This window comes from Nocardia vinacea, assembly GCF_035920345.1.
Lineage (GTDB): Bacteria > Actinomycetota > Actinomycetes > Mycobacteriales > Mycobacteriaceae > Nocardia > Nocardia vinacea_A.
In genome coordinates this window covers 6,270,266-6,293,927 of the sequence record NZ_CP109149.1, presented here as the reverse complement: position 1 = coordinate 6,293,927, position 23,662 = coordinate 6,270,266, and the positions used below count along the sequence as shown (strand labels likewise).

At 65.3% G+C, this 23,662-nt stretch carries 21 protein-coding genes; 13 read left to right on the top strand and 8 right to left on the bottom strand.

All coding sequences use genetic code 11. The features are described 5' to 3' along the window. Positions 1-263 precede the first annotated feature (263 nt). On the top strand, positions 264-1,148 hold the full coding sequence (locus OIE68_RS28615; protein WP_327094157.1) for a nuclease-related domain-containing protein: 885 nt from the start codon (positions 264-266) through the stop codon (positions 1,146-1,148). A gap of 1 nt (position 1,149) precedes the next feature. Here the strand turns inward: OIE68_RS28615 and OIE68_RS28610 are convergent, their stop codons facing one another. Next, positions 1,150-2,979, bottom strand: coding sequence for an acyl-CoA dehydrogenase (locus OIE68_RS28610; protein ID WP_327094156.1), 1,830 nt, complete (start codon positions 2,977-2,979; stop codon positions 1,150-1,152). Positions 2,980-3,333: 354 nt separating this feature from the next. On the opposite strand from OIE68_RS28610, the gene urtA reads away from it, so the two are divergent. The 6 genes from urtA to OIE68_RS28580 all read left to right on the top strand — a co-directional run bounded on the left by urtA (position 3,334) and on the right by OIE68_RS28580 (position 8,951). Continuing rightward, positions 3,334-4,614, top strand: coding sequence for an urea ABC transporter substrate-binding protein (gene urtA / locus OIE68_RS28605; RefSeq protein WP_327094155.1), 1,281 nt, complete (start codon positions 3,334-3,336; stop codon positions 4,612-4,614). 68 nt (positions 4,615-4,682) lie between these two features. Further along, entirely contained in the window at positions 4,683-5,567 is an 885-nt protein-coding gene (gene urtB / locus OIE68_RS28600) for an urea ABC transporter permease subunit UrtB (RefSeq protein ID WP_327094154.1), read from the top strand. Then, a complete protein-coding gene (gene urtC, locus OIE68_RS28595; protein WP_327094153.1) occupies positions 5,564-6,712 on the top strand; it encodes an urea ABC transporter permease subunit UrtC in 1,149 nt (382 codons plus the stop codon). Before urtB ends, urtC begins: the two co-directional genes overlap by 4 nt. Then, positions 6,709-7,551: an urea ABC transporter ATP-binding protein UrtD gene (urtD, locus tag OIE68_RS28590; RefSeq protein ID WP_327094152.1), complete on the top strand. Its 843-nt coding sequence runs from the start codon at positions 6,709-6,711 to the stop codon at positions 7,549-7,551. The genes urtC and urtD overlap by 4 nt, the downstream gene beginning before the upstream one ends. After that, positions 7,544-8,236 carry an urea ABC transporter ATP-binding subunit UrtE gene (gene urtE, locus OIE68_RS28585; protein WP_327094151.1) on the top strand — a complete coding sequence of 231 codons (693 nt, stop codon included), beginning with the start codon at positions 7,544-7,546 and terminating at the stop codon, positions 8,234-8,236. The genes urtD and urtE overlap by 8 nt, the downstream gene beginning before the upstream one ends. Before the next feature lie 10 nt (positions 8,237-8,246). After that, positions 8,247-8,951 carry a GntR family transcriptional regulator gene (locus OIE68_RS28580; RefSeq protein WP_327094150.1) on the top strand — a complete coding sequence of 235 codons (705 nt, stop codon included), beginning with the start codon at positions 8,247-8,249 and terminating at the stop codon, positions 8,949-8,951. Positions 8,952-9,085: 134 nt separating this feature from the next. On the opposite strand, the gene OIE68_RS28575 is transcribed toward OIE68_RS28580, so the two are convergent. Further along, positions 9,086-9,934, bottom strand: coding sequence for a TetR/AcrR family transcriptional regulator (locus OIE68_RS28575; protein ID WP_327094149.1), 849 nt, complete (start codon positions 9,932-9,934; stop codon positions 9,086-9,088). A 75-nt stretch (positions 9,935-10,009) separates the two neighbouring features. Here OIE68_RS28575 and OIE68_RS28570 point away from each other — a divergent pair, with 75 nt between their 5' ends. After that, positions 10,010-11,242, top strand: coding sequence for an MFS transporter (locus OIE68_RS28570; protein ID WP_327094148.1), 1,233 nt, complete (start codon positions 10,010-10,012; stop codon positions 11,240-11,242). Between the two features lie 151 nt (positions 11,243-11,393). Here OIE68_RS28570 and ramB read toward each other — a convergent pair whose 3' ends face one another. Further along, the gene (gene ramB, locus OIE68_RS28565) at positions 11,394-12,800 is read right to left on the bottom strand and encodes an acetate metabolism transcriptional regulator RamB (RefSeq protein WP_327094147.1); all 1,407 of its coding nucleotides are present in this window, start codon (positions 12,798-12,800) and stop codon (positions 11,394-11,396) included. Positions 12,801-12,893: 93 nt separating this feature from the next. Here ramB and OIE68_RS28560 point away from each other — a divergent pair, with 93 nt between their 5' ends. The 5 genes from OIE68_RS28560 to OIE68_RS28540 all read left to right on the top strand — a co-directional run bounded on the left by OIE68_RS28560 (position 12,894) and on the right by OIE68_RS28540 (position 17,887). Next, entirely contained in the window at positions 12,894-14,405 is a 1,512-nt protein-coding gene (locus OIE68_RS28560; RefSeq protein WP_327094146.1) for an ATP-dependent DNA ligase, read from the top strand. Between the two features lie 189 nt (positions 14,406-14,594). Then, positions 14,595-15,881, top strand: coding sequence for a lipase family protein (locus tag OIE68_RS28555; protein WP_327094145.1), 1,287 nt, complete (start codon positions 14,595-14,597; stop codon positions 15,879-15,881). 90 nt (positions 15,882-15,971) lie between these two features. Further along, positions 15,972-17,225 (top strand): anion permease, encoded by a 1,254-nt coding sequence (locus OIE68_RS28550; RefSeq protein WP_327094144.1) that lies wholly within the window; start codon positions 15,972-15,974, stop codon positions 17,223-17,225. A gap of 11 nt (positions 17,226-17,236) precedes the next feature. Beyond that, the gene (locus OIE68_RS28545; protein ID WP_327094143.1) at positions 17,237-17,518 is read left to right on the top strand and encodes a hypothetical protein; all 282 of its coding nucleotides are present in this window, start codon (positions 17,237-17,239) and stop codon (positions 17,516-17,518) included. Between the two features lie 12 nt (positions 17,519-17,530). After that, the gene (locus OIE68_RS28540; protein WP_327094142.1) at positions 17,531-17,887 is read left to right on the top strand and encodes a DUF3349 domain-containing protein; all 357 of its coding nucleotides are present in this window, start codon (positions 17,531-17,533) and stop codon (positions 17,885-17,887) included. A 114-nt stretch (positions 17,888-18,001) separates the two neighbouring features. On the opposite strand, the gene OIE68_RS28535 is transcribed toward OIE68_RS28540, so the two are convergent. The 5 genes from OIE68_RS28535 to OIE68_RS28515 form a co-directional block, all read right to left on the bottom strand. After that, positions 18,002-19,417, bottom strand: a complete 1,416-nt coding sequence (locus OIE68_RS28535) for a glycosyltransferase 87 family protein (RefSeq protein WP_327094141.1) — start codon at positions 19,415-19,417, stop codon at positions 18,002-18,004. Between the two features lie 128 nt (positions 19,418-19,545). Then, positions 19,546-20,373 carry a class II fructose-bisphosphate aldolase gene (locus tag OIE68_RS28530; RefSeq protein WP_327094140.1) on the bottom strand — a complete coding sequence of 276 codons (828 nt, stop codon included), beginning with the start codon at positions 20,371-20,373 and terminating at the stop codon, positions 19,546-19,548. Then, positions 20,370-21,320: a 1-phosphofructokinase family hexose kinase gene (locus OIE68_RS28525; RefSeq protein WP_327094139.1), complete on the bottom strand. Its 951-nt coding sequence runs from the start codon at positions 21,318-21,320 to the stop codon at positions 20,370-20,372. Before OIE68_RS28525 ends, OIE68_RS28530 begins: the two co-directional genes overlap by 4 nt. After that, on the bottom strand, positions 21,317-22,465 hold the full coding sequence (locus OIE68_RS28520) for an N-acetylglucosamine-6-phosphate deacetylase (RefSeq protein ID WP_327094138.1): 1,149 nt from the start codon (positions 22,463-22,465) through the stop codon (positions 21,317-21,319). Before OIE68_RS28520 ends, OIE68_RS28525 begins: the two co-directional genes overlap by 4 nt. A 121-nt stretch (positions 22,466-22,586) precedes the next feature. Beyond that, positions 22,587-23,636 carry an ROK family protein gene (locus tag OIE68_RS28515; protein ID WP_327094137.1) on the bottom strand — a complete coding sequence of 350 codons (1,050 nt, stop codon included), beginning with the start codon at positions 23,634-23,636 and terminating at the stop codon, positions 22,587-22,589. Positions 23,637-23,662 lie beyond the last annotated feature (26 nt).

Here is a 23,662-nt window from a genome sequence, read left to right as displayed (position 1 = left end):
CGGGTAGGTCCGTGATCGGCGGGTCGGCGCCGCCGATTGTGCGGTGCGCGGTTCCGGGACCTCGGCTTATCCGCGCAGCCCTAGGGGTACCGCTAGGGGATCGGCCAGTCGGGACAGATCCGACTGACCGGTTTTCTATAGCTGAATTGTGCTGGTCTTCTTGGCTTTCCGGTGGTCTTCGCGGCGACGGCGGGTCATCATCAGTACCGGCGCGGTGGATGGTGGGACGCCGGGTCGAACCGGATGAGGGTAGGGAATACGCGATGCTGGTGAAGATCAAGACCGGAGCGGATCTCTCCGGGGCCGAACAGGAATTCGTGGAATGCCTGCGGTCGTATCCGACGACCGGTGTCGCGTTGGTCGGCTTGGAGGTCGGCGATCACGGATCTCGTCGGGTCGATGCGATCATTCTGACCCCGCGTGGCATTACCGTGACCGATATCAAGGGCTTCCGACGCCGCCAGAGCGGGATTCTGAGCATTCCGGGCGACGGTCCGTGGACGATCAGCGCGGAGCCTGCCGATCTGGACGAGGAGATCTCCGGCAATCCCGTCGATCAGCTGGAACACAGTATGCATGCGGTGAAGACCCGGCTGGAGCGGGCGCTGATCGATCCGGGCCACATCTGCGGCGCCGTCGTGCTCGTGCCGTTCCGCGGGGTCGCGGTGCGGCCTGCTCGAACAAACCTGCGCCCCGGCATGGATATCGTGGTCTCGAATGCCCGTGACGCGACCGAACTCCGTATCTATCTCGAGGGTTTCTCCGCCGGACCGCGCAGCTGGACCGCGGACCGGGTCTTCGCCGCCTGTGATGCGCTCGGCCTCATCGAAAAGCCCTCCCGCGCCGAGTTACTCGCCGACGGCTTCGACGAGGTACAGCCCAAAGCGCCGTCGCCGTCGGCGCGTGAGCTGCGCCGGCACGTCATCCCCGCGCCGCTGCCGCCGAGTAGGCGGCAGACCGCAGCGGGGTGGGTGGTCTTCGCTGTCGCCCTGGCCGGCATGGTGGTGCTCCTCATCGTGATCGCGAGTTCACTCGCGCACGATTCGGCCGATCCGGCCCGCGAATCGGATACCTCGACGACGAGCGTGACGCCCTCGCCGCCGCCGTACCGTCCGACCGAGTGCTGGCCCCTCCAGACCAACTGCTGACTCAGAACGCGGCTTCGTCCAGCTCCATGATGTCGTTATCGATCGCTGCGATAATGTTCTTCACCGCGGTCAACTCGGGCAGTACGTTCTTCGCGAAGAAGCTTGCGACAGCGACCTTTCCGGAATAGAACGCCCGATCCTTCTCCGGTGCTTCGGCGGCCAGTGCGGCGGCCGCGATCTCGGCCTGCACCAGCAGTCGCCAGGCGATGAGCAGATCGCCGACCGCGAGCAGGAAGCGCACCGAGCCGAGCCCGACCTTGTACAACTCCTTCGGATCCTGAGGGGATGCCATCAGATAGCCGGTCAGCGTGGCCGCCATCGCCTGCACATCGGCGACCGCGGTGGCCAACAGCGCCCGCTCGGTTTCGAAGCGACTTGTCTTCGCCTCCAGGAAGGCGGCGATCTGTCCGGTTACGTGCGCGAGCGCCACACCTTTGTCCCGGATGATCTTGCGGAAGAAGAAGTCCTGCGCCTGGATGGCGGTGGTGCCCTCGTAGAGCGAGTCGATCTTCGCGTCGCGGATGTACTGCTCGATCGGGTAATCCTGCAGATAGCCCGAACCGCCCAGTGTCTGCAGCGATTCGGTCAGGTACTGGTAGGCCCGTTCGGAACCGACACCTTTGACGATCGGCAGCAGCAGATCGTCGACCCGGTGCGCCAATTCGGCATCGGCGCCCGAAACCAGTTGCGCCACATCGACATTCTGATGGGCGGCGGTGTAAAGGTAGACCGCGCGCAGACCTTCGGCATAGGCCTTCTGCATCGCCAGCGAACGCCGCACGTCCGGATGGTGGGTAGTGGTGACGCGCGGAGCGGCCTTATCGGCCATCTGCGTCAGATCCGCACCCTGCACGCGTTGTTTGGCGTAGTCGAGCGCATTGAGGTAACCGGTCGATAGCGTGCCGGCGGACTTGATGCCGACCACCATGCGGGCGTTCTCGATTACCTGGAACATCTGCGCGATGCCGTTGTGCACTTCGCCGACCAGCCAGCCCTTGGCGGGCACATCGGTCGCGCCGAAGGTCAGCTCACAGGTGGGCGAGGACTTCAGGCCCATCTTGTGCTCGACACCGGTTACGTAGACGCCATTGCGGTCGCCCAGCTCCAGCGTCTCGTGATCGAACAGGAATTTCGGTACGTAGAACAGCGAGAGGCCCTTGGTGCCGGGACCGGCACCCTCCGGACGAGCCAGCACCAGGTGGAAGACGTTCTCGGCGGTCTCACCGACGTCGCCGCCGGAGATGAAGCGCTTGACGCCCTCGATATGCCAGGAGCCGTCCTCCTGTTCGACGGCCTTGGTGCGTCCCGCACCGACATCGGAACCGGCATCGGGCTCGGTCAGCACCATGGTGCCCGCCCAGCCGCGGTCGTAACCCTTTGTGGCCCACTGCTTCTGCTCTTCGGTGCCGACATTGAACAGCACCGAGGACATCACCGGGCCCATATTGAAGAAGCTTGCGGCCGGGTTGGCGGAGGTGAGCATCTCGTTGATCGACCAGATGACCGCGGCGGGCGCGGGCGTGCCGCCCATCCCCTCCGGCATGCCGAGCCGACTCCAGTCGGCCTCGTTCACGGCCTGGACGGTCTTGCGTAGTGGTTCGGGCACCGAAATCGAGAAGGTGGCCGGATCGTAGACCACCGGATCGCGGTCGGCCGCAGCGAAGGATTCCGCCACCGGCCCCTCGGCCAGCCGCTTCACCTCGGCCAGGATCTCCCGCACGGTTTCCGAATCAAGATCGCCATAGGCACCCGTATCAAGGAGTTTGTCCAGTTCCAACACCTCGAACAGGTTGAACTCGATATCCCGAACGTTCGCCTTGTAGTGACCCACCGGTCCTCCTCGGACTCACGCCTCCACGACCGGGCAGCCGCGGAATCGGCGTTTTGACGTTGTACAAAAAGAGCGTGCCGTACCGCTGTCTTGCTACGCAACCGTAGGCAGCCGGGGGTCCTCACAGCGGTTTGCCGAGCGATTACGGCAAACGTTCACGCGGCGGAAACGTGCGAAACGGACTCGTCACCGAGAGATATTCCGGCGCAACAACTTCTGTCTAACGTTCGCACCACGAATACAGCCGCTGTATACAACCCGGTCTACAGCGATGACCGGGGCAAAGGCGGGCTTATTCGGCGCGGCGCACGTAGCGCCGCCGAACACCTGATGAAGTGAGAAGGGTGGCGCTCCATGCCAGATTCCCGTGATATCCGTCGATCGCGTTCCCGCCGCGTCAGCAAGGCGCTGGTCGTGCCGACGGCCGTCGCACTCGCCGGTCTGTTGCTGACCGGCTGTGGCGCCAAGGATGACGCCTCCAGCGGCGGCTCCAATGCCACGTCCTGCGTCGATACCTCGAAGGACTCGATCAAGATCGGCTCACTGCACTCGCTTTCGGGCACCATGGCGATCTCCGAGGTCACCGTCGCCAACTCGACCAAGCTGGCCGTCGACCAGATCAATGCCGCGGGCGGCGTACTCGGCAAGAAGCTCGACCTGGTGCTGGAGGACGGCGCATCGGATCCGAAGACCTTCGCGGAGAAGGCCGAAAAGCTGATCAGCTCCGACTGTGTCGCCGCGGTATTCGGCGGCTGGACCTCGTCGAGCCGCAAGGCCATGAAGCCGAAGTTCGAGAGCCTGAACTCGCTGCTCTACTACCCGGTCCAGTACGAAGGCCTGGAGGACAGCAAGAACATCTTCTACACCGGCGCGACCACCAATCAGCAGATCCTGCCCGCGCTGGATTATCTGAAGCAGAAGGGCATCAAGTCCCTGTACCTGGTCGGTTCGGACTACGTCTTCCCGCAGACCGCCAATCGGGAAATCAAGGCCTACGCGGCGGCGAACGGCATCGAGATCAAGGGTGAGGACTACACCCCGCTCGGCTCCACCGACTTCTCCACCATCGTGAACAAGGTCCGAAATGCCAAGGCGGGCGCGGTATTCAACACCCTCAATGGCGACTCGAATGTGGCCTTCTTCCGCGAGTACACCAATGCGGGCCTGAAAGCCGCTGATATGCCGGTGGTTTCGGTATCCATCGCCGAGGAAGAGGTCGCCGGTATCGGCGCGCAGAATATCGCCGGACAACTGACCGCGTGGAATTACTACCAGACGGTCGACACTCCTGTGAACAAGAAGTTCGTCGCGGACTACAAGGCCGCATTCGGTGCCGACAAGCCGACTTCGGACCCGATGGAGGCCGCCTACGCCTCGGTCTACCTCTGGAAGAACACCGTGGAAAAGGCGAAGTCGTTCAAGGTGGCCGATATTCAGGCCGCGGCCGACGGTGTGACCTTCGAGGCCCCGGAGGGCCTGGTCACCATCGACGGCTCGAACCACCACATCACCAAGACCGCCCGCATCGGCGAAATCCGCCCGGACGGACTGATCTACACAGTGTGGGACTCGGGCAAGCCCGTGACGCCGGACCCGTACCTGACGTCCTACGAGTGGGCCAAGGGCCTCAAGTAGTCGACAAGCGCCGGATGCGGGCTCTGTGAGGGGGAGCCCGCATCCGGCCGACCCGTTAGGAACCAAACATGGACGTGTTGATCGGCCAGCTCTTCACCGGGCTGAGTCTGGGATCCATTCTTCTGCTCGCGGCGCTGGGCCTTTCGCTGACCTTCGGTCAGATGGGCGTGATCAACATGGCGCACGGCGAATTCATCATGGCCGGGTGCTACACGACTTATGTTGTGCAGAAGGTCATCTCGTCGGCCGGGATATCGCTGGTCGTTTCATTGCTCATCGGCTTCCTGGTCGGCGGCCTGCTCGGCGCGGCCCTGGAAATGGGTCTGATCCGGTGGATGTACGACCGGCCGCTGGATACCCTGCTCGTCACCTTCGGCGTCGGACTAGTGCTACAACAGGCCGCGCGTGACATCTTCGGCGCTCCCGCCAAGAACGTGCTCGCACCCGATTGGCTCAGCGGCGGTGTCACCATTCTCGGTGCGGTGGTGCCGAAGACCCGCATCTTTATTCTCGTGCTCGCAGTCGTCGCGGTGACTGTGCTGGCCCTTGTACTCAAGACCACCCCGCTCGGTCGGCGCATTCGCGCGGTCGTGCAGAATCGGGGTCTGGCCGAGACCAGCGGCGTCTCCAGCCGCGTCACCGACATCAGTACCTTCTTCATCGGTTCCGGCCTGGCCGGGGTCGCGGGCGTCGCATTGACCCTGATCGGGTCGACCAGCCCGACCATCGGGCAGAGCTATCTGATCGACGCCTTCCTGGTCGTCGTGATCGGCGGGCTCGGGCAGATCAAAGGCACCGTGATCGCGGCCTTCTCGCTGGGCCTGCTGAATTCGTATATCGAGTACTCCACGACGGCCTCGATCGCGAAGGTGATCGTCTTCGTCATCATCGTCATTTTCCTGCAGGTTCGTCCGCAGGGGCTATTCACCGTTCGGACGAGGAGCCTGGCATGACCACACTCGGACAACGTTGGCGCGCATACCCTTCCATAACCGCGTGGGGCGGCTTCGTCGTCGCGGCGGTCCTGCTGTTCGCGGTCGCGCCCGCCGTGCTCAGCGACTTCCGGCTCAACCTGCTCGCCAAATTCCTGTGCTTCGCGATTGTGGCGGCGGGCATCGGATTGGCTTGGGGCCGTGGCGGAATGCTCACGCTCGGACAGGGCGTGTTCTTCGGCATCGGCGCCTACATCATGGCGATGCACCTGCAGATGGCCGATGCGACCCGGCTGCACAATGAGGTGCCGGAGTTCATGGAAATTGCCGGTATTCGCGAATTGCCGTCGTTCTGGCGACCTTTCGCGTCCGCTCCGGTCGCCTTGATCGGCATTCTGGTGCTGCCCGCGCTGATTGCGGCGGCACTCGGTTACGGCGTATTCAAGCGCCGGGTCAAGGGGACGTATTTCGCGATCCTGAGTCAGGCCTTGGCCGCGGCGCTCGCGATTCTGCTGACCGGACAGCAGAAGATCGGCGGATTCACCGGACTGTCGGACTTCCGTGCCTTCTTCGGCTTCAAGCTCTCGGATCCAGTGAACCGGCAGATGCTGTTCTTCATCGCCGCGGGCACCCTGCTGCTGGTGGTCGCCGCGGTGCGCCAGCTCATGCACAGCCGCTACGGCGAATTGCTTGTCGCCGTGCGTGATCAGGAAGAACGCGTGCGCTTCCTCGGTTACGATCCGGCCAATATCAAGATCGTGGCCTATGTCGTCGCGGCATTCTTCGCGGGCATCGCGGGTGCGCTGTTCACCCCGATCGTCGGCATCATCTCGCCCGCCGATATCGGTGTCGTGCCGTCCATCGCATTCATTATCGGTGTGGCGATCGGCGGACGGACCACACTGCTCGGCCCGGTACTCGGCGCGATCGGCGTCGCCTGGGCACAGACGGCGCTCTCGGAGGAGTTCCCGTCCAGCTGGACCTATCTGCAGGGTGTGCTGTTCATTGTGGTCGTCGGGTTCATTCCGGCGGGCCTGGCCGGGGTGTGGCCGATGTTGAAGGGGTTGCTGGACAGTAAGTTTCGGAAGCCCGCTGCGCACAGTCCGGTAATGGTCGATGAACCGCTGCCCGAAGTCGTGACCGAGGAGAAGGTGGAATCCCGATGAACGCGCACGACCCGAAGCTGGGCGGCAATGCGGGCATGTCGAGTGAATACCTCGAAATTCGCGGACTCTCGGTGAGTTTCGATGGATTCAAGGCCGTCTCCGATGTGGACCTCACTGTGCTGCAGGGTGATCTGCGGTTCCTGATCGGGCCCAATGGGGCGGGGAAGACCACTCTCATCGATGCGATCACCGGTCTGGTGCCCGCAACCGGATCGGCGCAGAAGTCCGGTGTCGAATTCCTCGGGAAGAAGGTGCACCAGATCGCTCGGCTCGGCATCGGCCGAACCTTCCAGACGGCAAGCGTTTTCGAACAACTCAGTGTGCTGCAGAATCTCGATATCGCGGCGGGTGCGGGGCGTTCGGCGCTGACACTGTTGCGCCGCCGCAAGTCGGTTTTGCCGAGTGTCGAAGAGGCACTGGAGATCACCGGTCTCGGCGAATTGCGCGATAAGCCCGCCGGAGTGCTGGCGCACGGGCAGAAGCAGTGGCTGGAGATCGGCATGCTGCTGGTGCAGAACGCCTCGGTACTGCTGCTCGACGAACCGGTGGCGGGTATGAGCGCCGAGGAGCGCGAGGAAACCGGTAATCTGTTGCGGCGCATCGGCGGTGAACGCATTGTCGTGGTGGTCGAGCACGATATGGATTTCATGCGGTCCTTCGCGACCTCGGTGACCGTGCTGGCCGCAGGCAAGGTGCTCAGCGAGGGCACCGTCGAACAGGTGCAGGCCGATCCGAAGGTGCAGGAGGTCTACCTCGGCACCGCCGCGGCCATCGGCACCGAACTCGAAGACGCGCAGACCGCGCAGGAGCTGACCGCAAAGGAGTCCGCCGATGCTTGAGCTCATCGACATCCATTCCGGATACGGCCGGACCGAGGTGATTCATGGCGTCTCGATCACCGTTCCCGACGACAGTGTCGTGGCGATCATGGGGCACAACGGCGCGGGCAAGACCACGCTACTGCGCACGGCAGTCGGTCTGATCGGCACCAAATCCGGACAGATCAACTTCAACGGTGAGGCGATCACCAAGATGTCGCCGTCGCGTCGGGTCAAACGTGGAATCGCGTATGTGCCGCAAGGGCAACAGAGTTTCCCGCAGCTGAGCACCGCCGAGAATCTGCAGGTCGTCGCCGACGGACGCAAGCGCGGTAAGGCCCTGATCGACGAATCGCTCGACCTGTTTCCGGCACTGCGCGAACTGTTGAATCGCAAGGCGGGCTTGCTGTCCGGCGGCCAGCGCCAGCAATTGGCGATCGCCAGGGCGCTGATCACCGAGCCGAGGCTGCTGATTCTCGATGAACCGACGGAAGGCATCCAGCCGTCGGTGGTCGCCGAAATCGAGCGCACGATTATCGATTTGACCGGTCGCGGTGGACTCAGCGTGCTGCTGGTGGAACAGCACATCGGCTTCGCACTGCAAGCGGCGCAACGCTATTACGTGCTGCAGTCCGGACGCGTGACATCCACCGGCGAGGGCGGAGCGGGCGCGGAGACCTCGGTTCGCTCGGCGATGGCGATCTGAGCTGGCAGCCATGACGCGCAGGGGGCGGGTTCCGCTCAGCGAGCAGGTTTACGAATCGCTGCGGCGGGACCTGGCCACAGGGGCGATCGTGCCCACCGAACGGCTCGGCGAGGAACGTCTGGCCGAGATCTACGGGGTTTCGCGCACCCCCGTGCGGGAAGCGCTCGCCCGGCTGCAGGCCGACGGATTGGTCGAGCGGCACGCCGATGGGCTGTATCCGTATCGACCGCGGTTGGAGGAGCTGGACAATCTGTTCGAGTTGCGGATTGTGTTGGAGACCAGGGGAATTCAGCGCGTCATCGGAATTGTCGGGGAACCCGCACCGGCGCACGACTTGTCGCTGGTGCGTGCGGAACTCGATACCTGGCGCGGATTTCGCGACGATCCGCCCGAACCGGGGCCCGCGCTGGTCGCCGCGGACGAGCAGTTCCACACGACGCTGCTCGCGGCGGCGGGCAATACGGCGCTGGCGGATGCACTCACCGGGGTATACGTCCGGGTTCGGCCGGTCCGAACCCTGGACTTGCCTACGCCGGAGCGGATCGCCACCATGACCGCTGAGCACATCGCTATCGCCGAACAACTGCTCGACAGTGATCCGGATGCCGCGCTGCGCACGCTCACCGCGCACATCGGTAGCTCGCGCACGCATGTACTGGCGCGTGCCCAGCAGGCGATCGAGTTCACGAAACTCTCACGCGCCGTCCGGGATTGACTCTTCGGCCAAAGCGTTTCTCGATCAGGGCGAGCGGAATCGAGTAGCAGAAGTGCGAAATGAAACCTGACGTTGTGTGGTCAGCCCTGAGTGGTGTCGAATCCGCGAACTGCGTGTGTCAGAACCGGAAGCGTTCAATCGGCGAGGAGCTTGAGGACGACGGGGCGCGACAGGGTGCCCGACACCTGGCGAGCGAGTTGGTTGGCGCTGGTGCCGCCGGCGTGCGCGTCTCGCAGGGCGGCGGCGAGTTCGTCGCGGGCAGCGTCGGCCGCGGCTTGGGCCTCGCGCAGACGCTGCGCGGCGCGGTCTACGGGATCGGTCGGCGCATCGGCCGTGGCTGTGCCGTCAACCCCGCTGGCCGATTCGGCGGTCAACTCATTGACTGGCTCGCGGTGCGGGATCGATTTATCCGTTCGCAGCGCAGCCCTGGCGAACTCCATCATGAATTCGCGGGTCGCGCCCTGGTTCTCGGCATCCGCGCCGAGTAGTAGGCGGGTGGTCTGCGGGACGGCGAGGCTCCAGTTGGACAGGCCGCACAGGGCGAGCAGCAGTCGGCCCGCGTGGCTGGCGTCGACATCGAACTGCTCCTTGGCGCGGTCGAATTTCCGCAGGTAGTGCTGGGCGCGCCAGCCATCGATATCGTGCGCGTCGGTGCCGCGGTGCAGGCCCTCCCAGAGCAAAAGCCGTAGCAGTTGCGGATTTTCGCGGTGGTAGTCGAACAGCTTGCCCACGTACTCGCCGGGTTCGGTCTCGGCCAGGGGCTGGACCACATCCATGAATTCGCGCATGGTGTCGATCAGGATGACGTCGAAGAGCTTGTCCTTGCTGCCGAACAGGCCGTAGATGCGCTCCTTGTTCACCCCGGCCGCCTCCGCGATCCGGTCCACCCGCGCGCCGGCCAGGCCGTATTCGGCGAATTCGTCGCGCGCAGCGCGCAGCAGGGCCTGCTTGGTCGCGTCGCTCCGTTTCATCGTGACCGTCATGACCGCGACTTTACCATCCCATTAAACCAACTATTTGGTTGACAACAGCTCGGCAATGGGCCTAACTTCGTCCACATGGCAACGCCGACTCTTCAGCTTCCGACCGGTATCCCGGCTCGGGCACGCACTCGCAGCGCGTCACCACGCGCGCACACCGGGCGTACCCTCCCTGTTTTCGTCCTGTCCGCACTGCTGGCCACCGGCCAGATGTACATCCCGATTCCCCTTTTCACGGCCATGAAGGCCGACTGGAATGTGGGCGCGGGCGTCATGACCTGGATCATCAGCGCCTTCGCCTTCGGCTATGCGGGTGGCTTCGTGCTGTTCGGCCCGCTCTCGGATCGCTACGGCCACCGCCGGGTACTGGTCACCGGCATGATCGCCGCTGCGGTGGTCACACTATTGACCGGTCTGTCGTTCAGTGCGCCGATCGCGGTCGGCCTGCGCGTCGCGCAGGGACTTGTCGTCGGTTCGATTCCGCCCGCGATCATGGCCTATATCGCCACCCGCATCACACCGGCGCATCGGGCGGTGGTGACCATGTCGGTCGCCACCTCCTTCCTGGCCGCGACCGTGCTGGCGCAGATCGCCTCGCAGGCCGTCGTCGCCTCGTTCCCGTGGCGCACCATGTTCATCGGCTCGGCCGTAGTCTTCGTGGCGCTCGCATTCGTCTTGCGTGCGGTCATGCTCGATGACGCACCCACCGGTCGCGACAAGCCACTTGTGCACAGCTACGCCGCGATTCCCGCGGTGCTGCGGATCAAGGCGCTGCTGCCGATGCTGGCCGCGGGCGCGCTGGCCATGGCGGTGATGGTCGGGGTGTACACCGGCATCGAAATCACCGGTCTGGTCAAGAGTTCCGGTGAACTGCTCGCCCTGCGTGCGGGCGCGCTGCCGGTGATGTTCGCACTGCCGTTGCTGGCCATCCCGCTCTCGCGCCTGACCAAGCCGGGGCAGATGGTGCTGGGCGTGCTGGTCGCCGCGACCGCCATGGTGATCGCCACCTTCGAAGGCACCCACCTCGCGGTGCTGACTGTCCTGCTCGCCGTGCTGGTCGGCGGGCTCGGCGTCATCGCGCCCGCAGTCCTGCAGACCGCAGGGGAGTTGGGTGGTGAGGCGCGCGCTGCCGCGTCATCGGTCGCGATGTTCAGCTTCTACGTCGGTGCCACCGCCGGACCGCTGGTGGCCGCGGCCGCTGCGCCACACGGCTTTTCGGTGCTGGCGTGGACCCTGGCCATCCTCCTGGTCGCGGCGCTCGGCCTGACCCTGTTCGGGGTGCGGATCCAGCGTTCGGCGTTACCGGCTTAGCTGAATGCACCGGGCCGACATCGGAAATCGCCGATGTCGGCCTGGTGTATTCCGGGCAGCGCCGACGCACCTGAGTTTCCGTCGCCGCGAACGACGCGCGGCTCCTCCGCCCTGGTGTGCCGGACTGCGAGAGTTCGTGTGCGGCGCCGCGTCACTTGAGGACGTACGGCGATACCGAGCTTCGATGTTCGCTGATATCGAGCACCTTGCCCAGTGGCGGAAACGCGCGCTGTGGGCAATTGGTGCGTTCACAGACGCGGCAGCCCGCACCGATCGGTGTGGCCTTCGCCACGTCGAGATCGATGCCGTCGGCGTAGACGACGCGACCCGCGTGCCGCAGCTCGCAACCCAGACCGATCGCAAAGGTCTTGCTGGCCTGGCCGTATCGGGTCGCGCGGCGTTCGACGGTGCGGGCGACCCACAGGTATTTGCGACCGTCGGGCATCTGGGCGATCTGCGTCATGATCTTGCCCGGATAGGCGAAGGTTTCGTAGACATTCCACAGCGGGCAGGTACCACCGCTGGAGGAGAAGTGGAAACCGGTGGCGGACTGGCGTTTCGACATATTCCCCGCGCGGTCCACGCGCACGAAGGAGAACGGAACGCCGCGCAGCTTGGGCCGCTGCAGAGTGGATAGGCGATGGCAGATCGTCTCGTAACTCTGGGTGAAAAAGGCCGAGAGCCGCTCGATGTCGTAGCGGAAATCCTCGGCGACCTCGTGAAAGTGCGTGTAGGGCAGGACGGTTGCGGCGGCAAAGTAATTCGCCAGGCCGAGCATGGCCAGCTTGCGTGTGTCCTCGGAGACGAAATTGCCTTCCTCGACCAGCTTTTCGAGCAGGTCGCCACATTCGAAGTAGGCGAGTTCGGCGGCGAGTTTGAAGGTGCGCTGGCCACCGGACAGATGCGGCGCGATCTCCAGCCGCTGAGTCTCTGGATCGTAGCGGTGCAATACGCCTTCGCCGAGATCGATGCGCTCGACAATGCGCACGTCGTGTGCGCGCAGGAGGCGGGCGATCTCGCTGTTCACATCGCCGCCGTGGAAGCGAATCCGGGCGGTGAGTTCCTCTGCGGCGGTATCCAATTCGTGGATGTAGTTCTGCCGCTGGTAGAAGAAGTCGCGCACTTCCTCGTGCGGTTTGCTGATCGCCGCGCTGCCGGAGCCGTCGGCGAAGCGGTCCTCGGTGGCGGCAGCCAGCTGTGCGGAGGTGTTGCGGTACCGGTTGTGCATATTGACCAGTGCGCGCGCCATGCTCGGATGCGCGGAGACCATATCCGCGATCTCCTGGGTATCGGCCTCGATACCGAGCTCCTGGTCCATCACGACCTCTTGGAGCTCGGCGATGAGCCGGGTGTCGTCCTGGGAGGAGAAAAACGTCGCATCGACGCCGAACACTTCGCTGATGCGCAGCAGTACCGGTACGGTGAGCGGGCGCACATCGTGTTCGATCTGGTTGAGGTAACTCGCCGAGATCTCCAGCTTCTGGGCGAGTGAGACCTGGCTCAACCCTCGTTCGGTCCGCAGCTGACGAAGCCGCGCCCCGACGTAAGTCTTGGCCATGCGTCCAGTTTATGAGCGAATTCGCAAACCTGCCAATGGGTAATTAGCAGCAGAGCTGAGCGATATGTCACAGGGGCGGGTTACCGTCGAGTGATGCTGTTCTCGGATGTCGTGCAGGCCTCGGAGACCGTCCGTGCGACCCGGTCCCGGAAGACGAAGATCGCAACCTTGGCCGCGCTGTTGTCCGAGGCCGCCCCGGATGAGCTGGGGCCGGTGGTCGCCTGGGTCTCCGGTGAACTACGGCAGGGCCGTATCGGCACCGGCTGGCGCACACTGACCGCACTCGAATGCGAGCCGAGTGAGCTTGCGACGCTGACGGTTTCGTCGGTTGACAGCACGCTGAGTGAATTGGCCACCACCTCCGGCCCCGGCTCGACCAACCGGCGCAAGGAATTGCTACGCGGATTGTGGACAGCCGCGACCGCCGAGCAGCAGGCCTTCCTGATGCGTCTGCTCGGCGGGGAGTTGCGTCAGGGCGCGCTCACCGCGATCGTCGCCGAGGCGGTCGCGGTGGCGGCGGCAGTGCCGATCGAACTGGTCCGACGGGCCTACATGCTGTCCGGGCAGCTACCGGTCACGGCCGTCGCCGCGCTGACCGGCGGGGTCGAGGCGCTGGGCGAATTCCGGCTCGAGGTCGGCCGCCCGATCCAACCCATGCTCGCCTCGCCCGGTGCCGCGCTGGACGAGGCGATGGCCGAATTCGGCGACGAGGTGAGCGTCGAACACAAACTGGACGGCGCGCGCATCCAGGTGCACCGGGAGGGTTCGCGGGTCTGGGTATTCACCAGGACGCTGCGCGATATCACCGCCGGTGTGCCGGAACTGGTCGATCTGGTCGCCCAGCTCAACTGCGTGAGCGTGGTGCTGGACGGAGAAACGTTGGCGCTCACCGATTCCGGACGGCCGCGTCCGTTCCAGGAGACGATGAGCCGCTTCGCCGAGGTCAGCACGACCAGGGAATTACTGCTGCACCCGTACTTCTTCGACTGCTTGCATCTGAACGGTGCGGATCTGCTCGACGCACCGCTGCATGAGCGCCGTACGGCGCTGACCGAGGTCGCGGCCGCACACAGCATTCCGGCCCTGATCCGACCCGACGCCGAGGCGGCCGCGGAGTATTTCGACGGCGCGCTGGCTGCCGGCCACGAAGGCGTGATGGTCAAATCGTTGCTCGCGCCGTACGCCGCGGGCCGCCGCGGCCGGTCCTGGCAGAAGATCAAGCCGACGCACACCCTCGACCTGCTTGTGCTCGGTGCGGAATGGGGTTACGGCCGTCGCACCGGCTATTTGTCGAATCTGCACCTCGGCGCGCGCGATCCGGAGACCGGTGATCCGGTGATGGTCGGCAAGACCTTCAAGGGCCTCACCGATGCGCTGTTGCAGTGGCAGACCGCCGAATTCCCGCGGCATGAGCGCGCCCGCGACGAATACACGGTCTACCTCTGGCCCGAACTCGTCGTCGAGATCGCCCTCGACGGCGTTCAGGTGAGTTCGCGCTATCCGGGCGGTGTCGCCCTGCGCTTCGCCCGCGTTGTGCGGTATCGACCCGATAAGTCCGCCGCCGATGCCGACACCATCGAAACGGTCCGCGCGCTGCTGCCGTAATCGAGCGGTCCGTGCTGCTTCGCCCCGCATCGGGATCCGCGCGAGGAGCGGCGTCCGAATCGTTATGCGGACCGAGCGGTCCTGTTCCCGGCATTTGTACTGGTCGTAGGCCAGACTGGCTCGGATTTTGTCCGATACACGCTCGGAAACGGGGACTCGGCCTTGCTAGGTATGGCACGAAAACGATGGATGGGATCGTGGTCGGCCATCGGTCGGCCGATGCGGAAGGTGGCGGTGCTCGGTGCGGTGATTTGTGTAGGTGCGGTGGCGGCGGTCGGTATCGCGGTGCCGGGAACGGTTGCGGCGGAGCCGGATCCGGTCGCCGGTATCTTGCACCCCGCGCGTGATCCCGCCGCTGTCATGCCGACTCCGCTCGCCGACCCCTTCTATACACCGCCGCGGGGTTTCGAAAATCTGCGTCCGGGCGCGGTGGTCGCGGCCCGTCTCGTCGATCTCGGGCTGAAGCCGACGCCGGTCACTGCCACCGAACTACTGATCCGATCGACCGATGCCAAGGGCCGTCCGGTACCGGTGGTCGCCACGCTGCTCGTGCCCATCGCGCCGTGGCAGGGTTCGGGGCCCCGCCCCCTCGTCGCAGACAACGTGCCGATCGATTCACTCGGCAACCACTGTGCGCCGTCGCAGCAGCTCAAGCTGGGTCTATCGGCCGGTCTCCGCTCTGTGCAGCTGCCGCTTTCGAAGAACTATGCGGTGATCGTGGCCGATCACCAGGGTCCGCGACAGGCGTACGCGGCCGGTCGCATGGCCGGACATGCGGTACTGGACTCGATACGCGCCGCCGTGCAGACGCCCGAGTTGGGTTTGTCGCCCGATGCGCCCACGGTGGTCTCCGGGTACTCCGGCGGCGCCATCGCCTCGGGCTGGGCGGCGCAACTCGCACCGGAATACGCGGGGGAGGTGAACCTCGTCGGTGCTGTGGTCGGTGGCGTTCCCGCCGACTTCGGCATGCTGATCAATACGATGAACGGAGCCAATGCCGCCTCAGGCGTATTCCTGGCCGCAACCCTCGGTCTGGCCAGGGAGTACCCGGAGATCATGGGCCTGTTCAATGACAACGGTTGGCGGCTATCGCAATTCGCGAAGGACCTCTGTTTTCTGGACGCGGCGCTGCTCGGCGTGCTCGCACCCATCCCCGCGGAGACGCTCACCGATATGGCCCACCCGACGAAGCTGCCGATGATCAGGGAGATCCTGGCCGAGAACCGTCTCGGTACCGCCGCGCCGCGGGTGCCGGTCTTCCTGTACCACGGCATCAACGAGGTGTGGCTTCCGTTCGCCGGGGCCGAACACCTCTACGACGACTGGTGCCGGTTGGGGGTTCCGGTGCGCTTCGAGGCCCACCTCGGCGAGCATCTGATCGTCGCCGACACCGGAGTTTCGGCCGCCAATTCCTGGATCGATCAACGCTTCGCCGGCGCGGCCGAACCGGTCGGCTGCTCGAAGGTCAGCAGATAGAGCGAAGATTCACGGTAGCCGATCGAAAATGCGTCCCGACAAGCGGCAACCGCATGGCAATCCCGATCGTGATTGCCGCACACTGGAGGGGTGACCGCGGACCTATTGGTACTTCTGATCGTCATCGTCACGGCACTCGCATTCGATTTCACCAACGGCTTCCACGACACCGCCAATGCCATGGCGACCTCGATCGCCACCGGTGCACTGCGGCCACGGGTCGCGGTCGCGGTATCCGCGGTCCTGAATCTGCTCGGCGCATTCCTGTCGGTCGCGGTCGCCGCGACGGTGGCCAAGGGCATCGTCCGGCTCGACGCCGTGCAGGGCGAGGCGCTGCTCATCATCGTTTTCGCGGGTCTGGTCGGCGGCATTCTCTGGAATCTGCTGACCTGGCTGTTCGGCCTGCCGTCGAGTTCCTCACACGCACTGTTCGGCGGCCTGATCGGCGCCACCATCGCCGCACTCGGCTGGGGTGGGGTGATCTGGGCGCACGGCGCGGACGGCGTGCTGACCAAGATCGTGCTGCCCGCCCTGCTCGCGCCGATCGTGGCCGCACTGGTCTCCGCCATCGGCACCTGGGGTGTCTACCGGATTACCGGGAATTCCGATCGCGACAAGGTGAACGAGGGCTTCCGCTGGGGCCAGATCGGCTCGGCGTCGCTGGTCTCGCTGGCGCACGGCACCAATGACGCGCAGAAGACCATGGGCGTGATCTTCCTGGCGCTGGTCGCGCACGGCACGTTGACCAAGAACGACGAAATGCCGCTGTGGGTAATGGCGGCCTGTGCCGTCGCCATCGCGGCGGGCACCTACCTGGGCGGCTGGCGGATCATCCGCACCCTGGGCAAGGGACTGGTCGAGATCGACTCGCCGCAGGGGCTGGCCGCCGAATCCTCCTCCGCCGCGATAATCCTCACCTCGGCCCATTTCGGGCTGCCGCTCTCGACCACGCAGACCGCGACTGGATCCATCCTCGGCACCGGACTCGGCAAGGGCGCGGAGGTGCGCTGGGGTGTAATGGGCCGGATGACGGTCGCCTGGTTGTTGACGCTGCCGCTCGCGGGTGTGGCCGGTGCGATCTGCTGGGCCATCGCGCATGTCATCGGCGGGTTGCCCGGTGTGCTGGTGGTATTCGCACTGCTGATCGCGCTGTCGTTGGTGATGTACCTGCGGTCGCGGCGGGATCCGGTGGACACCAGCAATGTCAACGAGTGGCCCGGCGACACGCCGGACTCCGGTACCGAGGTTGCGAAGGACGCCACGCCGGTCGTCGAGGATGGGGAACGTGACGTGTCCGCCGGATCGCCCGCGCCGGAAACCACTAATCGTTCGGCCCAGGTCTGAGGAGGCGCATCGTGCACACACTCGTCACGAATCTGGACGCGCTGTGGAAGGTGACCGTCGCGGGTCTGCTGCTCGGCGCAGGGCTGCCGATCGTCTTCGCCGTCGGGGTCCGGCTCTGGTCGGTCGCCGACACGGTGCCTGCGGAAGGCGGTGCCGCTCGACGCAAGTACTCGGCACTGGCCGGTGCCTACACCTGCTTCGCGCTGATCATCGCCGCGATTCTTACCGGAATTCTTTACACCGCTAAGGCATTCCTGGCCGCTAGATTCGGTATCCATCTGTTCGGAGCGTGAGAAGGGTGACCCGTGACTGATCCAGCGAAACCCGCTCAGGTCCGGCCGAATCTGCTCGGCCGGGTCATCGGCTGGCTGCGGGCCGGCTATCCACAGGGGATTCCGCGGTCGGACTACGTCGCCCTGTTCGCGGTGCTGCACCGCCACCTGACCGATTACGAGGTGGTGGTGATCGCCGAGGAATTGGTGGACTCCAATCCGGACAGCGAGATCAGCCACGCCGATATCGAAGGAGCGATCGCGCGGATGGCCAAGGAGCACCCGGACGCGCACGATATCGCCAGGGTCGCTTCACATCTGGCGGCGGGCGGCTGGCCGCTGGCGACGCCACTGACCGATACCGAATCTTCTGATCCGACAGCCTGTTAGCGCCTGCTGATCGGTTCCCAGACGATTCACAGCTGGATTGCCAGCATTCTCGAGGTGATCGGAGCAGGATGATCAGTGTCGGCGAACGAAGCGGCTCCTCGTAAAAGAGGAGCCTTACCCCACGGCTTCCAACTCGCTCGACCCCGGCGGTTCACTGCTCGGACCGTCTTCCCGCTGACCGGCGGCGCCCACCCCTCGCTCGCGCCGCCGGTCCGCGATTTCCGCGTCCGGCAGCTGCACGACGTTCGGCCGGAGCGGAATCAGCCAGACGATCGCGGCGATCAGCGCGATGGTGGCGAGCAGGGTGTACGAATCGCCGAGTAGGAATTGCCATAGCGTCCAACGGAATTCCCGGCCACCGGTCTGCGGTACCTGCCAGATCAGCCCCTGCGGTAGCAGTGGCAGGTCGGGATCCCAAGCGCCGAACCGGTCGGCCCGCAGTGGCCATGCGAAGACGAACAGATAGATGAGCGCGGGCACGGCGATCCGGACGGCGAGCTGACGGTGGCGCAGCACGTGGATCAGCCACAGCAGCGCCGGTGCGATCCACACCCAGTAGTGGGTCCAGGAAATCGGCGAGACCAGCAGCATTACCGTGGCCGCGAGCAGCGCGCCCAGCAATTCGTCACCGCGCAGGTAGGCGATCCGGGCTGCCGCCATCCCGGCCAGCCCGAGCAGTCCGGCGCAGACGAACGAGGACGTGGTGTCGTTCCAGGTCGTCCATTCCAGGCGACCGAACATGCCGTTGATCGACTGATTCTGGACATAGGCGAAGCCGATTCGGTTCTGCGAGGTCGTGGTCGTTGTCCAGAACTGCAGCGCCTGGGTCGGTCGGTAGCAGAAGCCGATCGCGACCGTGGCACCGAAGGTCGCGGCAGCCGTCGCGGCGGCCCGGAACTGGCGGGTGATGAGCAGATAGACGATGAAGACCGCGGGGGTCAGCTTCAGTCCGGTCGCGATGCCGATGAGGATGCCCCGATATCGGCTCTGCTCGGGCAGGGCGAGATCCGCGAGGACCAAGGCCATGAGGATCGCGCTGAGCTGTCCGAACCGGAATGTCTGCTGAACGGGCTCCAACCAGATCGCGGCGCCGGTGACGGCGATGCTCAATGCCAGCAAACCCTTTCCGCGGCGCAGTTGCTGGAGTTTGCCCGCGCTCCACACGCTCACGAAGAGCGACACCATGGTGAGCACCGTGACGCCGGTCCCGATGTAGTTGATCGGGAATCTCGACAGTTCGGCACAGATCCAGGCGGCGAAGACCGGATAGAGGAAGGGCAGGCCGAGTGGTCCTCGGCCGTCGTACAGCAGTGCGGGATTGGTCGCCGCGGCGGTACCACCCCACATGTAGACCTGGAGATCGACTTGGTGCCAGTACATCTGCCAGTTGGGCCGCAGAAATAGCAGCCAGGCACCGATGGACAGAGAGGCGAATACGATTGCGGCACTGAGCGTTGATTTGTGCGAGACCTTGGGCTGCGTCCCCGCACCGGCAGCGCGCTGTTCTCCTGTTTGCAGGATGACAGCCATGGAGTTGTTTTTCCTTCATCAGGTGATACAGCTCGAGCGGACAGCAAATCCTTAGCTAAACTAATAGTAATTCATCGTATCATCGCTGCCCATCGATGGCTGCCCATCTTTCCCCCGGCTGGAGAGACCTATCCGGCGAGCACCCGCAGCAGATGTTCGACCTCGACCTGGATCGCGTCGCGAGCGGGCTTCAGGTACCTGCGTGGATCGGCAATGGTCACGTCGTCCGCGAGTGCGGCCCGGATCGCTTCGGTGGCAAGGACATTCAGCCGGGTGGCGATATTGATTTTGGTCATGCCGTGCTCGACGGCGGCCCGCAGACCGGCGTCGGGGACGCCGGAGGAGCCATGCAGCACAAGGGGGACAGGAACTTTCGTGGCCAGTCGAGCAATCAGGTCGTTATCGAGTTCGGCTGTGCGGGTTTGCATGGCATGCGAGGAGCCGACGGCCACGGCGAGGGCGTCCACGCCGGTTATCGCGACGAATTCGACGGCCCCGTCCGGATCGGTGCGGACGCCGGGGGCGTGCGCACCGTCCTTACCGCCCACCTCGCCGAGTTCGGCCTCGACGAAGACATTGCGGTCGTGGCACCAGCGGACGATATCGGCGGTGGCAGCGACATTTTCGGCGTAGTCGAGGATGGAGCCGTCGTACATGACCGAGCGGATGCCGAGGTCGACCGCGGTGCGAATGAGTTCGAACGACGTGGCATGGTCCAGGTGCACGGCGATATCGGCGCTGCTGTCGGCGGCAATGCTCGAGCAGGCCAGCGCGATCGGGGCAAGACTGCCGTGGTAGTGCACGGTATTCTCCGAAAGTTGGAGCAGCACCGGCAGTTTCGACGCCTCAGCCGCTGCGGCGATGGCCTCGGCGTGTTCGATGGTGATCACGTTGAAGGCGCCGAGACCGCCCGGACGGGCGGCCGCGATCAGGTCCGCGACGGGTCTCGAGGTCATGGGGAGGTCTCCTGCGGGGTGGCTAGTCGTTCGACGATCACCGTCGGTGCGATCTGGGTGCGCAGGCGGCGATCGATTTCACCGGCGACCGGGATGACGACCGCGGCGGCAGAGGTGGCGACGGCGTCGACCAGAACGGCGGGCCAGTCGGGGGTGTCTTTCGCATCCGATAGGGCCGCGATCACCGCGGCCGTCGCGGAATCGCCCGCGCCGGTAGGGTTTCCGGCGAGTGGTTCGGGAAGAATTGCCGACCACGCGCCCTCTGCGGTGACCACGACCATGCCCTCGGCGCCGCGGGTCGCGACGACGGCGCGCACCCCGCGTTCGATGAGCGGCCGTGCGGCCGTGGCGACTTCGTCGGGGGTCACCGGGACCCGTCCGGTGAGACGTTCCAGCTCTTCGGTATTCGGCATCAGCACGATGCCGGGGACCTGCGCGGCCAGGCGCAATGACTCGCCGTCGACATCGCAGACGGTCGGGATGCCGGCGGCGATGGCGGTGCGCGCGATTTCGGCGGGCAGGCCGTGGGCGATGCCGCCCGGCAGTGATCCAGAGATGACCAGGCCGTTGATATCGGGCAGCATGCCCGAAACGCGGACCGAGAGCTGTTCGGCGGCATGTGGATTCGACACCCGTGCACCCGGCTCCCACAGTGCGGTCGCGGTGCCGTCGCCCGATTCGCTGATCACCACCGTGCGCCGGACCCAGGGCAGTGCGTGCACGAAGTCGACCGGCATCTCCAACTCGGCGGCGGCCGCGAAGGCGTGGTCGGAGAATCCCGTTGCCCTGGCATATTTTCCGAGCTGATTGAGCACCCGCGTCACATTGATGCCCTTGCCGCCGATGCGCTGCTCGACCGAACGGACCCGATGGGCCTGGCCGCGCTCGAAATGCTCTACCCGGTAGGTCATGTCGTAGGCGGGATTCATTGTCACGGTGAGGATCACGTCAACAACTGTCCACGTCTGAGCACCCGGCGCAACTGCAGATTGTCATCGACTATCAGCAGGTCGGCGAAATGGTCGGTTCTGAGGTCGCCCACATCGGCCAGTCCAGCCGCCGCTGCCGGTACCGAAGTGGCGGCAATCACAGCCTCGCGCAACGGCACACCGCATTCTCGGACCGCCCAAGCGAGGCAGTGCAGGAGGTGAGCGGTGCCGCCCGCGATGGATCCATTGGCTATCCGTGCCACGCCATCGGCGACGTGGACGACTTGCGGACCGAGCTGATATTCGCCGTCGGGCATGCCCGCGGCCTGCATCGCGTCGGTGATCAGCGCGATTTGGCCGGGCGCGGTCGCGAAAACCAAAGCGCCGAAACCGGAGTCGACGTGTACCCCGTCGCCGATCAGCTCGACGACGACCTGGCGCTGCGCCGCGGCGACGAGTGCGGCAGCCACCGGACCGGGCGTTCGGTGATGCAGTGGCGGCATTCCATTAGCCAAGTGCGTGACCAGACTGCCGAATCCATTGGGTCGCAGGGTCTGTCGAAACCGGGGGAAATCGGTATCGGTGTGGCCCAGCGACACCACCACATCGCTGTCGGACAGACGTCGGGCGACCTTGTCGAATCCCGGCAGCTCCGGGGCGAGCGTCATGACCCGCAGATATCCGTCGGCGGCAGCGAGCAGTCGTTCGGTCAGCTCCAGATCGGGATCGCGCAGATATCGGGGATCCTGCGCACCACACCGTGCGGCGGCCAGAAACGGTCCCTCGGCATGGATTCCGCCGATGGTGCCGTCCGCCGCCAAGGATCGCAGCGTCGCGACCTGCGCGATCATGTCAGGCGCGGCGCCGGTGACAACGCTGGCCAGCACGGTGGTCGAGCCGTGCGTGTGATGGAACTCGGCGGCGGCCCGGGCCTCGGCACCGTCGACGGTGTCGAACCGATGGCCGAAGCCACCGTGGTTGTGAATATCGACGAGGCCGGGCAGTACGGTGCCGGAAAATGGGGGCACGGTCGAATCCGGATGTGCGGCAACCCAGTCCGCGAGCGTGCGTACCCTGTCGATCCGGCCTGCGCGGATGGACACGACGCCGTCGTCGAATTCGGATGTCGCCGATACGATCCGTCCGCGAATCTCGAGACTCATGCGGGCAACCTTGTATGGGCCCGCGCCATATCGCCGATCCGCGTTTCGTAGCGTGCGACCGAACCCATCGGTTGGATGCGCCGCAACCGACGCGCTGGACCTGCACTCGTCTCGACGCGAGTCACGTGAGCGCTCCCTGTCTGGCGAACAGTGCCGCACCCATGAGCCCCGCGCGGGCACCGAACTCGCCGAGTACAACCCGCGGCGCGGGCACCACGCGCAGGCGTTCGGCAATGGTGTGGTGCAGGGGTTCGGTCAGCGCGGGTCCGGCCCCGGCCAGACCGCCGCCGAGAATGATCAGTTCGGGACAGGCCGCATGGATGAGGCCGAGCAGTCCGTCGGCAAGCGCGCTGATCGCTTCGGCGATCACGGCTTTGGCGTCGGGGTCGGTGTCCAGTATCGCGAAAACATCGGCCGCGCTTGCTGTTGCGTGACCGGTCCGCTTCGCGTACGCGCGGGCGATGGCCGCGCCCGACGCCACGGTCTCCACGCAGCCGATATTGCCGCAGGGACAGCGCAATCCGTCGGCGTGCCGCACCGGGATGTGTCCGTATTCGCCGGTCTGCCCGTACGCGCTGCGCATCAAACGGCCACCGACGGAAAGGGTGCCGCTGATGCCGGTGCCCAGGATGACCACGCACACGTCGTCGTGGCCGCGCCCGGCGCCGAACCGCCATTCGGCCCAGCCCGCCACCGCGACATCGTGCTCGATCAGCACCGGTATACCCCAGCGATCGGTGAACCGATTGCCGATGTGCACATCGCGCCAACCGACATTGCTGCTGAATACCGCGATCGAACGGACCGGATCGACAATGCCCGGCAGCAGTACCGCCGCGCGCGCGACGCGATCGCGCTGGTCATCGGTCAACTCTGCCAGCAACTGATCGCCGAGCGCCCCCATGGTTTCGAAGGCGGCCTCGCCCTGCGGTGTGGCCACCACACCCGAGGCGAGCACCGTGCCCGCGGCATCGGTGACCTCACCCTTCATCGTGGTGCCGCCGACATCGAGGCCGAGCACCAGCAGATCATCGGTCAACGCCGTGACCGGGTGCTGTTCCGCAGCCGGCCCCGGCGCTGCCGCGGCGTCCGGCACCGCCGAGGTCGCTACGCCCGTGCGGTCCGAGAGATCCGGGCGGTGCACGGTGGTCGGGGGCTGTTCCGTTCCCATATCCGCACAGTAGTTCCTGGTAGCGA